Raw genomic sequence first — 13239 nt, 5'->3', positions numbered from 1 at the left:
CGGACTTAAATAAAATGAAAATAAAATTGAAATACGCTTCCTTTCTTTTCGCTTTCGTGTTTCTCGTTTCCTGCGGAAGATCTACAGGCGATTTAGGTGGATTAAATGATTTGTTGCCAAATTATGTTCATAACCGAGTGCTCAGCAAAGTGCATGTTCAGAAAACTTCTGCTGCACCTTACGATGTCCATTATATGCATGCAGGAAGCAGATTGATGTCGGTGACAAAAGGGAATAATCAGGTTGTTGAAACCATCGAATATGATGGAAACCAAATCAAAAAAATTACGAAGAAAGATAATACTCTATCACAACCTTTAATTGTTACTTCTGAGCTTCAGTATAGCGGTACACAAGTTGCAGAAATTTCCGGAACAGTTAGTCAGTCAGGAGTTATTCTTGAAACTTTTGTTACCGAAATTACCTATAATGGCGATCAACCGGCGATCATCACCACAGCATATTATCTGCCTGGAAATGCCTCAGCAATAAGAACCTTAAAAAGCGAACTTAGCTATTCCGGATTTAATATTTCGAAATGGGTGTATACTATTGATGACGCTTCTATACCGGGATCACCTGTGGTCACCACAACGAATTATTCAGATTATGACACGCATCAGAATCCATTCAGGACACTTCCGGTTCCGCTTATTCTTTCCAATGTTCATCATGAAGGCCATCTGGTGGGAATTTCCGCGCTTTCCATCAGCAATTATAAAACGATGACGGTGCAAAGCAGCGCCGGTTCTCACACAGAAAATGTGGTACTCACGTATAATTCTGAAGGTTTTCTTGAAACTTCAAAGCAGGCTGATACCACGTTACATTTTGACTATATTCCCTACTAACAAAGTATACATCAAGTGAAAATCCCGGCCTTGTGTTGGGATTTTCCTATTTTTGCCAAGATTGAATTGAAAAATTATTTTAAAAAAATGAAGTATCTGATTGTCGGTTTGGGAAATAAAGGAGTAGTGTATACCGAAACCCGTCACAATGTCGGTTTTAAAGTAGCGGAACATTTGGCGAAGGTTATTGATGCGCCTTTTAAAACAGCCAATTTTGGATGGATTGCCGAAGGAAAATACAAAGGCCGCAAAATCTTTATTTTGAAACCTGACACGTATATGAATCTTTCCGGAAAAGCCGTCAAATACTGGATGCAGAAGGAAAATATTCCATTGGAAAATTTAATGGTGATAACTGACGATCTTGCCTTGCCTTTTGGAACATTAAGAATGAAATCGAAAGGCTCAGACGCAGGTCATAACGGACTGAAAAGCATTCAGGAAGAACTTCAAACGCAACAATATCCGAGGCTTCGTTTTGGGATTTCTGCGGATTTTACCGAAGGCCGCCAGATAGATTATGTTCTGGGAACCTGGAATACAACAGAGAACGAGCAGCTTCCTGAACGAATTGAAATGTTTTCCAAAGCGATTTTATCTTTTGTTTTTGCAGGCATCCAGAATACCATGTCTGCCTTCAACGGGAAATAGGTTTAAAAATAGAAAAGCTGCCCGCGATTGCAGCAGCTTTTCAAAATACTAAATCAATCGTTAAATCCAGTTTACAGTACCACTTTCCACGCAATAATTCGCTCCCACTATTTTTATTTCGCCTTTTTCTTCCATCGTTTTCAAGGTGTGGCTTTGGTTTCTGATGTCTTCGATAGTTCTCCTGATATTGCAAATATTGAGACGTTCCAGCAGATTTTCATTTTTGGAAGATCTCTCTTCGCCTTCATGTATCACCTCCTGAATACAGGAATCAAAGTGATAAATTAGTTGGTTCAGGTTGTCCATTCCAAGTTCTTGTACTGCAGCCGCATCTAATCCGCCCTTTAATGCTCCGCATTTACTGTGTCCCAAAACTACTATAAGTTTGGATCCTGCTATTTTGCAACCAAACTCCATGGAACCGAGAATATCCCGATTAACAAAATTCCCCGCAATCCGGATGCTGAAAATATCCCCGAGACCTTGGTCGAAAATCAATTCTGCAGAAGTTCGGCTGTCTATGCAGCTCAGTATCACTGCAAAAGGCCATTGCCCTTCGCGCGTATCATTTACTTGCTCCAGAAGATTTCTGTTCATTTTTAGATTTTTCACGAATCTTTCATTTCCTTCTTTCAGAAATTCCAGAGCCTTTTCAGGGGTTATTGTGGCCTGAGTTTCAGATGTATGTGCTTTCATTTGTTTTATATTGTTAGTTGATGATTGATTAAAATTTTTTTAATTACATGGCTCTTCTGTGGTTGATGGTAATATGAGAATGTTGATCTGTTTCGTAATCATTATAATCTGTACGAAAACCAATCAGTTGCACCTGAATATTTTCCTCCTTAGCCCGAATGTTGGCAAAATCCTGAATCAGTTCTAACACATCTAAAGTAATGTAGGAAGTACCTTTGGCATCAATAGTAATTTTTGAATATGGCTGAACGTTCTTCAGGGTTTTTTTAATGGCAGCTTTGTTCAGAAAAGAAACTTCTTCCGCCAGCTTCAGGGTTATTTCATCGGCTTCTTCCAGTTCTTCTCTACTAAAATAATAAGCTCTTTTCATATTTCCCTGTAAAATGAAAATGACGGCAATAACCAACCCTATTCCTACTCCTGTGAGCAAATCTGTAAACACTACAGCAATGATGGTAGCAAGAAAAGGCAAGTACTGGAATTTACCTTTTTTCAGAAAATGACGTATTTTTTCGGGACTTGCCAATTTGTATCCTACTAAAAGTAATACCGCTGCCAGCGTTGCTAAGGGGATTTTATTGAGCAAAACCGGAATAGACAACACTGAAATTAACAGTAAAACTCCGTGTATAATAGTAGACAGTTTTGAAGTAGCACCCGCATTGGCATTGGCAGAACTGCGCACCACCACCGAAGTTATAGGAAGCCCGCCGATCATGGAACTTAAGATATTTCCGATGCCCTGTGCTCGGAGTTCCTGATTGGTATCTGTAATTCTTCTTTGACTATCCAGTCTATCGGATGCTTCTATACAGAGCAACGTTTCTATAGATGCGACGATGGCGATGGTAGCTCCGATGATCCAAACCTGAGGATTTAAGAATCCTGAGAAATCTGGCATTGTAACTAATGCTGCCAAATCTGCAGCACTTTCCGGCACGGGTAACGTCACCAAATGTTCTGAACTAATGGCTAAAGAGTTTCCACTCATTTTAAAAAGTTTATTTATTAGTATTCCTACTACTACTGCAACTAAAGCACCCGGCATGAGCTTAAATTTCTTTAAAGAGGGAATCTTGTCCCATAGTATTAGGATAGAAAGAGATATAAGTGTCACAATGACTGCCCCCAAATGCATGGATGAAAGTAAGGTGGAGAGATAGCTGGAAATACTCGCCCAGCTGTAGCCATTTTCAAAGACAACTTCGCTGCTGAAAGGCCTAGCGTCATAACCTAATGCGTGAGGAATCTGTTTTAAAATAATGATGATGCCTATACCGGCGAGCATTCCCTCTATTACACTGTTGGGGAAATAATTCGAAATACTGCCGGCTTTCATAAATCCTAGTAATAGTTGAATGAATCCGGCAATAAGGCCTGCACATAAAAATAATTCGAAGGCTTGAAGTTCAGTAATGGCTGCGAGAACAATGGCCGCCAATCCCGCTGCGGGTCCTGAAACTGAAATGTTGGAATTTGAAAAATACCCGATGACAATTCCACCGATAATCCCGGCGATAATTCCTGAAAGAGGCGGCGCACCCGATGCCAGAGCAATTCCTAAACATAATGGTAATGCTACCAGAAATACCACGATTCCGGAGGGCAGGTTATCTTTCAGCCCGCCAAATATACTTTTTGCTTTTTTCATTTTTTTTAAGTTTTGATGCGCGTACCATAGTACAATGCCGCTATTCCGGCTATTGTAAAACAATGGTCCGACAGGTGAAAATTTGAATTAAATGCCAAAAGAATAAGCTCTTAATATATTAAAAGCGTTCTTTTTTAATTTTCAAATTAAACTTCGGGAGGCGGTGAAAAAATAGAAAGGTAGGGAGACAGATGAAAATTATCATCTGTAATAAAATGCAATTTTCTGAATATAGCAGCTGAAAAGAATTTCAAAAAATCATGAACATTCAACTGATTGGGAATTGTTTTTTCGAAGAACGAAGCCGATGAAGAATGATTCTCTTCTTCCGACATCACGATGGCTGTCTGGGGAATCTCTATATCCATTAAACCGGCAATTGTAGGAAGAACCATGAAATTGACAAATACTGCCAAAACCAATATGTTCACAAATCGTTTCATTTCGCTGCAAATATAAAAATTAACAGCCAAAAAATCCAGTATTTTATAGATTTTATCTAAATATTAATAAAATTTAATACTGTAAATCTATAATCATAGAAGGTTTTTATTATTTTTTTTGCTCATAAGCCAGTGAGAATTAGTTAAATCATAGACTTTCTGGATGTCTGTCAGAATTTCTTCAAAATCAATATTGAGATCTATCAGCTCACCCGTGGCAATATCAAATACCCAACCGTGAACAATAGGATAATCATCTAAAATGTATCTCTGCTGCACGCAGGCCATTTTAATTACATTGATGCATTGTTCCTGAACATTCAGTTCAACCAATCTTCGATACTTCATTTGATCGCAGGAAATGGCGTCCAGTTCGGCCTGATGTGTTCTGTATACATCCCGGATAGTTCTGAGCCATGGATTTAACAATCCCAGGTCTGCAGGTGTCATTGCTGCTTTCACGCCACCGCAACCATAATGTCCGCAAATGATAATGTGTTTTACTTTCAGATGTTCTACGGCGTACTGTATTACCGCAGTGGAACTCATATCCAGAGTATTCACCACATTGGCGATATTCCGGTGAACAAAAACTTCTCCGGGTTTCATTCCCATCAGTTCTTCCGCAGTCGCGCGGCTGTCGGAACAGCCAATGTAGAGATATTCAGGATGCTGTCCGTCGGCAAGTTTTTTAAAAAAATCTGCATCCTGACCCAGTTTTTCCTGGATCCATTTTTTATTATTTATAAAAATTGTTTCGTAAGATTTGCTCATTTCCGGTTGTTTTTTTTAATCCATAAGTTTGCGGAGATATTCCCCGTATCCACTTTTTCCGTATTTTTCTGCGGCCGTCAGCAATTCTTCATTGTTGATGAAACCCTTTTGCCACGCGATTTCTTCGATACATGAAATTTTAAAACCTTGTCTTTTTTCCAGAACTTTTACAAATTCTGAAGCTTCGTGCAGCGAATCGAAAGTTCCGGTGTCCAGCCAGGCTGTTCCGCGTGACATGACGCCCACCTCCAGATTTCCTTTTTCCAGATATATTTTGTTGATATCCGTAATCTCCAATTCACCGCGAGGAGATGGCTCTAAATTTTTGGCATATTCCACTACAGAATTGTCATAAAAATATAACCCGGGAACCGCATAATTGGATTTCGGTTTAGAAGGTTTTTCTTCGATGGAAATGGCTTTGAAATTTTCATCAAATTCAACCACGCCATACCTTTCCGGATCTGAAACCTGATACGCAAATACGCAACCACCCTGAACATGGGTTTTGCTTTCCAATAACTGTGGCAAGCCGGCTCCATAAAAAATATTATCTCCCAATACCAACGCTACTGAGTCAGTACCAATAAACTCTTCGCCCAAAATAAAAGCTTGAGCTAGGCCGTCCGGTGAAGGTTGGGCTTTGTATTCAATTCGGCAGCCGATCTGTGAACCAGTACCGAGTAATTTTTTAAAAGCCTCCTGATCATGCGGTGTTGTGATGATCAATATTTCGCGAATTCCTGCCAACAGAAGCACGGAAAGCGGATAATAAATCATCGGTTTATCGTACACAGGCATCAGCTGTTTGCTGACTGCAATTGTAAGTGGAAAAAGCCTTGTTCCGGAACCGCCTGCTAAAATAATTCCTTTCATATTTTAAGCTTGATATTGTTCATGGTAATATTTTTGGTAGTCGCCGGACGTCACATTCTCCAGCCAACCTTTGTTCTCCAGAAACCAATCAATTGTTTTGGAAAGTCCTTCCTCAAAAGTTACAGAAGGCTTCCAGCCTAAATCATCTGCTAATTTAGATGCATCAATAGCGTAACGTTTGTCATGGCCTGGGCGGTCTTTCACGAAGGTAATGAGTTTCTCAGAATAACCTGCCGGTTTCCCGGTTTTTTCATCAACTTGCTTGATGAGTTCTTTCACCAGATTGATATTCTGCCATTCATTCCAACCTCCGATGTTGTAGGTTTCTCCGGTTTTTGCTTCATGGAAAATCTGGAAAATCGCTTTGGCGTGGTCAATGACATACAGCCAATCACGGGTATATTTTCCGTCGCCGTAAATGGGAAGTGGTTTTTCGTTCAGAATATTATGAATACAAAGCGGAATCAGTTTTTCCGGAAAATGATTTGGTCCGTAATTATTGGAGCAATTGGAAATGATGAAAGGCATTCCGTACGTATTTCCGTAAGCTCTCACCAAATGATCGGAAGCAGCTTTACTTGCGGAATACGGTGATTTCGGATCGTACGGAGTTTCCTCTGTAAAGAATCCCGTTTCGCCCAAAGCTCCGTACACTTCATCCGTGGAAACATGATAAAAAAGATTTGTCCGTTTTTCATTGGGGAAATTCCCGTGTTGATGCTCAGGATTCAGCGGCCAGAATTCTCTGCAAAGATTCAGAAGATTCGCAGTTCCGTTTACATTCGTGTTGATGAATGCGTTGGGATCAGTAATACTTCTGTCAACGTGCGATTCTGCTGCCAGATGAACAATAGCTTCGGGCTGATATTTTTCAAAAATGGCTTTTAATTCTTCCGGTTTGGTGATATCGGCTTTTTCGAAAAAATAATTGGGTTCGTTTTCGATATCCTTCAGGTTTTCCAGATTTCCTGCGTAGGTAAGCGCATCCAGATTGATAATATTGGTTTGGGGGAGATTTTTTACAAACTCCCTCACCACGTGCGAGCCAATAAATCCGGCACCGCCGGTGATGATGATGTTTCTCATAATCAAGGTGTTATAGTTTTTCTTCCGATAGATTTATAATAGAATCCGTTTTGTTCCGCAAGTTCTAACGGAAACATATTTCTGCCGTCAAATATAACTTTGTTTTTTAACTTTTCTGCCATCAGTTTAAAATTCGGATTTTTGAATTCCGGCCATTCTGTGGCGATTAACAAACAATCGGCACCTTCCAGTGCAGTGTACATATCCTTTGCATATTCAATTTGATCGCCTAAAATTTTGCGTACATTTTCTTCCGCCACTGTGTCATAGGCAATTACTTTAGCTCCTCTTTCCAGAAAAATACGAATATTGTCCAAAGAAGAAGCTTCCCGAATATCATCAGTACTCGCTTTGAAAGCTAATCCCCAAACTGCAATTTTAAGGTCTTGAAGTTGGCCATCAAAATAATCATCGATTTCTTCTGCCAGAATAACTTTCTGTTTTTGATTTACTTTTTCTGTTGCTTCCAGAATTTTAAAATCATAATTTTCATTTTTGCCTGATTTTATCAATGCTTTCACATCTTTCGGAAAGCAACTTCCTCCATATCCTATTCCCGGAAATAAAAACCGATGCCCGATTCTGTCGTCACTTCCCATTCCAAGTCGAACATGATCTACATCTGCACCCACTTTTTCACAATAATTTGCAATTTCATTCATGAACGTAATTTTCACGGCAAGAAAAGAATTAGCAGCATATTTAGTGAGTTCAGATGATTTTTCATCCATGAAAATAATCGGAATGCCCGTATTGGTAAACGGTTGATAAATTTTGGACATAATTTCTTTTGCTCTTTCGGAAGTGCTGCCTACTACAACACGAGCAGGATTCATCGCGTCTTCCACAGCAAAACCTTCGCGCAGAAATTCGGGATTCGATACCACATCGAAGGGTGAATTTGTCTTTGAGAGGAGAACTTCCCGAACTTTATCTGCGGTTCCCACTGGAACCGTTGATTTATTAACAATCACTTTGTAATTGGTCATCAGTGATCCAATTTGCTCCGCTACACCTAACACATAAGAAAGATCTGCAGAACCATCTTCGCCCGGAGGTGTAGGAAGAGCAAGGTAAATAACCTCACTTTTATCGATGGCTTCGGAAAGTTCGGTGGTGAAATGAAGCCTGTCTGCCTGAATATTCCTCAGAAACATTTCTTCGAGGCCGGGTTCATAAATGGGAACAATGCCGTTTTTCATTTTTGCGATTTTGGACGCATCTACATCCACACAATACACCGAATTTCCCAATTCTGCTAAGGTAGTTCCCGTAACCAGACCTACATATCCTGTTCCTACGATGGTGATATTCATTTTTACAAACCTAACTTTAAAGGCGCAAAATTACTAAAAAATGAATTACAACTTATGCCGGTTTTCAGGTAAATTGGACTAATGTTCGGATAATCTGCATGTAAAACAGCAGTTAAACCCTCGATTTTTTTGATGGCAGAAAAATTATCGTATATTTGCAGCTGATTACGGGATAAATGAAAAGGCTTCGCAAGAAAGCCTTTTTTCGTAACAATATTTGAGGTGGATATGGAATTCAAAAATAAAATAGAACGATTGCTGGAGGATTTTCTGAAAAACAGGGAAGATTTGTTCCTCATAGATCTGAAGATTTCTGCTAACGATGATGTAACGATAATACTGGACGGAGATGAAGGCGTTACACTGCAGGATTGTCTGGATGCCAGCAGAGCTGTTGAATTCAATATGGACAGAGAAGCGCATGATTTCAGTCTACAGGTAATGTCGGCAGGACTCAGTGAGCCACTTTCGATGCCGAGACAATTCAAAAAAAACATTGGAAGATCTTTGGATATTTTGTTGCAGAATGATACCAGAATAGAAGGTGAACTTACAAAAGTGGAGGAGGATAGTATTACTTTACTATTACGCTACCGCAAGCCAAAAGAAATAGGAAAAGGAAAAATAGATGTCGAGGAAGAGAAAATCATCCAATTCCAAGATATAAAGAAAGCATTAGTAACAATAAAATTTTAAGCCTACTACGGTTTAAAAAGATAATTTAATACATAAATAACGAATGGACAGTTTAGCGTTAATAGAAGCGTTTGGCGATTTTAAAGACGAGAAAAGCATCAGTAAGATTGATTTAATGGCAATCATAGAAGACTCGCTTAAAACGCTTTTAAGAAAAAGATACGATTCCGACGATCATTTTGATGTGATTGTAAACCCTGATAAAGGTGATTTTCAGATATTTCTGAATAAAACCATTGTAGAAGACGGCATGTCCGAAGATGATGATCTGGAAATTGAAATAGCAGAAGCCAAGAAAATAGACCCTACCTTTGAAGTGGGAGAAGATTATACCGTAGAAATTCCGATCGCACAGTTGGGAAGAAGAAATGTTCTTACCTTGAAGCAGATTTTGGCAACAAAACTTCAGGAACATAACAACGCAATGTTGTATGATCAGTTTCGCGATAAAATTGGAGAAATAGTAATCGGAGAAGTTCACCATATTAGAAAGCAACATGCAATTTTGCTGGATGATGATGACAACGAATTTATTCTGCCGAAAGAAAATCAGATTCCATCAGATTTTTTTAAAAAAGGAGAAAGCATCAGAGCTATTGTGGATTCTGTTGATTTTAAAGGAGCCAAACCGCAGATTATTGTTTCCAGAACTTCGCCAAGATTTTTGGAAAAATTGTTGGAGCTGGAAATTCCTGAAATTCAGGATGGAACCATTATGCTGAAGAAAGTAGTCCGTATTCCGGGCGAAAAAGCGAAAATTGCAGTAGATGCGTATGATGACCGTATCGATCCGGTAGGAGCCTGCGTAGGCGTGAAAGGTTCGCGGATTCACGGTGTAGTAAGAGAATTGAGAAATGAAAATATCGATGTTATTCAGTGGTCCAAAAACCCCGAAATTTTAGTAAAAAGAGCTTTGGGTAATGTGACGATTAATAAAATAGATCTGAATACAGAGCAGCAGTACGCCATGGTGTATACTCCGGTAGAGGAAATTTCAAAGGTGATCGGTAAACAAGGGCAGAACATCAAACTTGCTTCCTGGCTTACCGGTCTTGAAATAGACGTGTACAGAGAAACCAGCGAAGATGACGATGTCGAATTGAACGAATTCAAAGATGAAATCGAAGAGTGGGTCATCGAAGAATTCAAAAAAGTAGGATTGAATACGGCAAGAAGTGTATTGGATAAAGATACCGAAGCCCTTCTGAATCTTGTTGATTTGGAAGAAGAACAAATTGATGAAGTAAAACAGATTTTAAAAGAAGAATTGGAATCATAATATCCTCATTAAACCAAAAAACCAAATCCTGATATAAAATTAATATTTTTAAAAAGCAACTATTTTACATGCCAAAAATTAGATTAAATAAAGCGGTAAAGGAATTTAATATTTCAATGTCCAGACTCGTAGAATTTCTGCAGAGCAAAGGATTTGAAGTAGATGCAAACCCCAACGCTCAACTGGAAGCAGCGGCATATGATGTCCTGGAAGCCGAGTTTGCCAAAGATGGCGAACAAAGGAAAGCTTCACAGGAAGTTGTTATCACAAAAGTACCGGAAGAAAAACTAGTGATAGAAGACAACAAACCAGAAGTAATAAAAGCCAAATCAGAAAGACCTGAAACTAAAATTTTAGGAAAAATTGATTTGGAACCTAAAAAACCAGAGCCGGTAATGGAAGAACCCGCCGCGCCAGTGCAGGAGCTTCCGAAAGAACCTGAGATCATAAAAGCTGAAGCTGAGGAAAAACCCGAACTGAAAGTTCTGGACAAAATAGACCTTTCCCAACTCGAAACCAACAAGCCCAAGCCGGCTCCTAAAAAACAAAAACCACAGCCCGAAACCAAAAAAGTGGAAGAAAAACCAAAGCCCGCTCCTGAACAACCAAAAGCTGAACCGGCAAAGCCGAAATCTGATGAAATAACCCAAGTGGAATTTGACAAGCCAGATCCAGATGTTCTAAAAACAGTTTATCAGAAACTCGACGGGCCAAAAATTCTAAAGCAAACAGTGGATTTGTCTCAGTTTAAGGATAAATCTAAATCTGCTGCAGATAAAAAGAAGAAAAGGAAAAGGATCGAAAAACCAGCTACCGGACAAGCAGGCAGTGGAAACCAACAAGGTGGCCAACGTCCGCAACAGGGACAAGGTGGCCCGCGCCCACAAGGTGCAGGAAACAATCAGGGTGGCAACCGGGGCAACAAAAAACCTGTTGGCAGAAGAGGAGAAAGGGTAATGCCTGTGGAACTGACTGATGAGCAGGTGAAAAACCAAATCCGCGAAACGCTGGAAAAACTGACCAGTAAAGGTGGAAAATCCAAAGGTGCTAAATACAGAAAAGAAAAAAGAGTATACCGCAGAGAACAAGACGAAATCCAACAAGAAATAGATGCTCAGGATAGAACGCTGAAAGTCACCGAGTTTATTACCGTTGGAGAATTGGCCAGTTTGATGAACGTGAACCCTACCGAAGTGATTTCCGTATGTTTCTCACTTGGCGTTATGGTTACTATGAACCAACGTCTGGAAGCCGATACATTATTATTAGTCGCAGATGAATTCGGGTATAAAATTGAGTTTCAGGATGCAGATCTTGAAGAAGAACTGGAAGAAACAGAAGATGCAGCAGAAGATTTAGAACCTCGAGCACCTATTGTAACGGTAATGGGACACGTGGATCATGGTAAAACATCTTTGCTGGATTATATCAGAAAAACCAATGTCATAGCAGGAGAATCCGGAGGAATTACTCAGCATATTGGTGCCTATAATGTTAAACTAGAAAAAGGGCAAAGAATCACTTTCTTAGATACTCCGGGTCACGAAGCCTTTACAGCGATGAGAGCCAGAGGTGCCCAGATCACAGATATTGTAATTATTGTAATTGCAGCCGACGATGATGTGATGCCACAAACCAAAGAAGCGATTGCTCACGCTCAGGCTGCAGGTGTTCCCATGATTATTGCATTAAATAAAGTCGATAAGCCTACAGCGAATCCTGACAAAATCAGAGAGCAGCTTTCTGCGATGAACGTTCTGGTAGAGGAGTGGGGAGGAAATGTCCAGTCTCAGGAAATTTCCGCAAAATTTGGTAATAATGTTGATCAGCTTTTGGAGAAAGTACTTCTTCAGGCAGAAATGCTCGAACTGAAAGCCAATCCTGATCGAGATGCAGTGGGTACTGTAATTGAAGCATCCCTTGATAAAGGCAGAGGATATGTTACTACGTTGTTAGTTCAAAACGGAACCCTTCGTGTTGGCGATTATCTGCTTGCAGGTAAAAACCACGGAAAAGTGAAAGCAATGCTGGATGAAAGAGGGAAAAACCTGAAAGAAGCCGGTCCTTCAATTCCCGTTACTATTCTTGGATTGGACGGTGCGCCAACAGCCGGAGACAAATTCCGTGTTTTTGGAGAAGAAAGCGAGGCAAAAGCCATAGCGGTGAAGAGAGGCCAACTTCAACGTGAACTTTCCATTAGAACTAAGAAGCATACAACTCTCGAAGAACTGGGAAGAAGAATTGCATTAGGAGAATTTAAAGAACTGAATATTATCTTGAAAGGCGACGTGGATGGTTCCGTAGAAGCATTGTCAGATCAGCTGCAAAGGCTTTCTACAGAAGAAATCAGTGTGAATATTCTACATCAGGGTGTAGGGCCGATTACCGAATCCGATGTTAACCTTGCCACTGCATCAGATGCTATTATTATCGGATTTAATGTAAGAGCGGGTGCGAATGCAAAAGATCTTGCAGATAAAGAAGAGATTGAAATCAGAACTTATTCTGTAATTTATGCCGCCATTGAAGAAGTAAAAGAAGCAATGGAAGGAATGCTTTCTCCGGAAATCAAAGAACAGGTGATTGGTAATGTAGAAATCCGTGAGGTATTTAAAATTTCCAAAATCGGATCTATTGCAGGATGTATGGTTCTTACAGGAAAAGTGACGAGAAATTCAAAAATCAGGCTTCTGCGCGACGGTATTGTGAAACATGATGGAGAACTAGAAAGTTTGAAACGTTTCAAAGATGATGTCAAAGAAGTAACAAAAGGATACGAATGTGGCCTGAACATTAAAGGATATAATGATATTCAGATCGGCGATATTCTGGAAGTGTACGAAGAAGTAGCAGTAAAGAAAAAATTGAAGTAATTCATTTTTTTTATATATTTACCTGCTAAAATAGATAATTGAAAAAA

The 13239-nt window shown here is 39.7% G+C and carries 12 protein-coding genes; 5 read left to right on the top strand and 7 right to left on the bottom strand.

What is annotated here, in order from left to right; genetic code table 11:
- Positions 1-14: 14 nt before the first annotated feature.
- Positions 15-851 (top strand): hypothetical protein, encoded by an 837-nt coding sequence (locus DQ356_RS03350; protein ID WP_114303043.1) that lies wholly within the window; start codon positions 15-17, stop codon positions 849-851.
- An 87-nt stretch (positions 852-938) separates the two neighbouring features.
- Positions 939-1502 (top strand): aminoacyl-tRNA hydrolase, encoded by a 564-nt coding sequence (pth, locus tag DQ356_RS03345; RefSeq protein ID WP_114303153.1) that lies wholly within the window; start codon positions 939-941, stop codon positions 1500-1502.
- Between the two features lie 60 nt (positions 1503-1562).
- Here the strand turns inward: pth and DQ356_RS03340 are convergent, their stop codons facing one another.
- The 7 genes from DQ356_RS03340 to DQ356_RS03310 all read right to left on the bottom strand — a co-directional run bounded on the left by DQ356_RS03340 (position 1563) and on the right by DQ356_RS03310 (position 8344).
- Positions 1563-2198 carry a carbonic anhydrase gene (locus DQ356_RS03340; RefSeq protein WP_114303042.1) on the bottom strand — a complete coding sequence of 212 codons (636 nt, stop codon included), beginning with the start codon at positions 2196-2198 and terminating at the stop codon, positions 1563-1565.
- Positions 2199-2241: 43 nt separating this feature from the next.
- A complete protein-coding gene (locus DQ356_RS03335) occupies positions 2242-3849 on the bottom strand; it encodes a SulP family inorganic anion transporter (RefSeq protein WP_114303041.1) in 1608 nt (535 codons plus the stop codon).
- A 146-nt stretch (positions 3850-3995) separates the two neighbouring features.
- Positions 3996-4292 (bottom strand): hypothetical protein, encoded by a 297-nt coding sequence (locus tag DQ356_RS03330; RefSeq protein ID WP_114303040.1) that lies wholly within the window; start codon positions 4290-4292, stop codon positions 3996-3998.
- A 93-nt stretch (positions 4293-4385) separates the two neighbouring features.
- Positions 4386-5066 carry a carbonic anhydrase gene (locus DQ356_RS03325; RefSeq protein WP_114303039.1) on the bottom strand — a complete coding sequence of 227 codons (681 nt, stop codon included), beginning with the start codon at positions 5064-5066 and terminating at the stop codon, positions 4386-4388.
- Between the two features lie 15 nt (positions 5067-5081).
- Positions 5082-5942: a glucose-1-phosphate thymidylyltransferase RfbA gene (gene rfbA, locus DQ356_RS03320; RefSeq protein ID WP_114303038.1), complete on the bottom strand. Its 861-nt coding sequence runs from the start codon at positions 5940-5942 to the stop codon at positions 5082-5084.
- Positions 5943-5945: 3 nt separating this feature from the next.
- Positions 5946-7028 (bottom strand): dTDP-glucose 4,6-dehydratase, encoded by a 1083-nt coding sequence (gene rfbB, locus DQ356_RS03315; RefSeq protein ID WP_114303037.1) that lies wholly within the window; start codon positions 7026-7028, stop codon positions 5946-5948.
- Positions 7029-7030: 2 nt separating this feature from the next.
- Positions 7031-8344, bottom strand: a complete 1314-nt coding sequence (locus tag DQ356_RS03310) for a UDP-glucose dehydrogenase family protein (RefSeq protein WP_114303036.1) — start codon at positions 8342-8344, stop codon at positions 7031-7033.
- 228 nt (positions 8345-8572) lie between these two features.
- Here DQ356_RS03310 and rimP point away from each other — a divergent pair, with 228 nt between their 5' ends.
- The 3 genes from rimP (at position 8573) to infB (ending at position 13192) form a co-directional block, all read left to right on the top strand.
- A complete protein-coding gene (gene rimP / locus DQ356_RS03305; RefSeq protein WP_114303035.1) occupies positions 8573-9040 on the top strand; it encodes a ribosome assembly cofactor RimP in 468 nt (155 codons plus the stop codon).
- A gap of 43 nt (positions 9041-9083) precedes the next feature.
- Positions 9084-10319 (top strand): transcription termination factor NusA, encoded by a 1236-nt coding sequence (nusA, locus tag DQ356_RS03300; RefSeq protein WP_114303034.1) that lies wholly within the window; start codon positions 9084-9086, stop codon positions 10317-10319.
- 68 nt (positions 10320-10387) lie between these two features.
- Positions 10388-13192 carry a translation initiation factor IF-2 gene (infB, locus tag DQ356_RS03295; protein WP_114303033.1) on the top strand — a complete coding sequence of 935 codons (2805 nt, stop codon included), beginning with the start codon at positions 10388-10390 and terminating at the stop codon, positions 13190-13192.
- Positions 13193-13239 lie beyond the last annotated feature (47 nt).

The sequence above is a fragment of the Chryseobacterium lacus genome, assembly GCF_003336205.1.
GTDB classification, from domain to species: Bacteria; Bacteroidota; Bacteroidia; order Flavobacteriales; family Weeksellaceae; genus Chryseobacterium_A; species Chryseobacterium_A lacus.
Note: the sequence above shows the minus strand (reverse complement) of the source record. Positions and strands in the feature narration are given on the sequence as shown.